Below are 982 nucleotides of genomic sequence, written 5' to 3'. Positions count from 1 at the left end.
GCAAGACGTTCACGCACGCGCAGCTGCGCAAGGCCATGGCCGGCATCGAGTGGCGTGACTCAGCGGCGTTCCTGGACGAGATCCCCGCAGCGTACAAGGACATCGACATCGTGATGGCCGACGCCGCCGACCTGGTCGAGATCCGGCACACGCTGCGCCAGGTCGTCAACGTCAAGGGCGAGTGACGTCAAGGCGAGTGACGCCCGGCGCGCCGTCTCTATTCGTATTCCTGGCCGCAGATGAGGAACTCTGTGAAATCCTGCCAGCTCAGCGATGGAAGATCGACGACGCTCTGGGGCTCCGGATAGATCTGGACGGCAGAGCCAGGGAGCGCTTTTCGGATGCCGTCGCCGGCGTCCCAGCCGCCGAGCGCGCCTGCCATGGCGCATTCCAGATAGGCCGGTAGAGAGTGGTTGTACCAGCGACGCGCGTTGGCGCGGGCACCGTCCGTCTGCCGGCGCGGTGCATCCACGCCGAGCTCCGGAAAGGACTGCTCTGGTCCCTCGGCGAAGTCACGCAGGTCGGCGATCTGCGACAAGATCACCCGTTCCCAGACGTCGAAGCCGGGCGTCGCACCGTCGACGCTAAGGTCGGAGGTGCGCCACGTGTCATCGAAGGAGGGGACAGGTGCGCTGGTGGCCTGAGCCAGCAGAGCGACGAAGAGGTCAGAAGGCAGAGCTTGGCGGGTGCGCTCGGCTCGTCCCAGCCGCCACAGCGCTTGCAAGTACTCCAGCAGCGGCCGAGATGTTTCCTCGCCGATCCGCACGATCGTCCCGTAGATGTCGCGATTACTGAGAGAGCCGCTCACCGCCATAGTTCATCACACGGCGAGCTCGTGCCGAATGTTCGCCCGACGCTGAGCGAGCCCACCGGGCGGTCGTCAGGGTTTACGCTCAGATCGTGCCGACCGTTGCCTGGGAACCCGCGATGCTCGGCGTGCTGCAGCTGCCGTCGGGGAGGCTTGTCCGCGGCCGAGGGCTCA

General features: G+C 66.2%; 2 protein-coding genes. One reads left to right on the top strand and one right to left on the bottom strand.

What is annotated here, in order from left to right; translation table 11 throughout:
- On the top strand, positions 1-185 hold a 185-nt coding region (locus tag ELR45_RS11300; protein ID WP_165367733.1), incomplete at its 5' end, for an RtcB family protein.
- A gap of 32 nt (positions 186-217) precedes the next feature.
- Here ELR45_RS11300 and ELR45_RS11295 read toward each other — a convergent pair.
- A complete protein-coding gene (locus ELR45_RS11295; protein ID WP_129666031.1) occupies positions 218-808 on the bottom strand; it encodes a hypothetical protein in 591 nt (196 codons plus the stop codon).
- Between the last annotated feature and the right edge of the window lie 174 nt (positions 809-982).

Source organism: Phytoactinopolyspora endophytica (assembly GCF_004138495.1).
GTDB lineage: Bacteria > Actinomycetota > Actinomycetes > Jiangellales > Jiangellaceae > Phytoactinopolyspora > Phytoactinopolyspora endophytica.
This window is presented reverse-complemented; position numbering and strand designations above follow the sequence as displayed.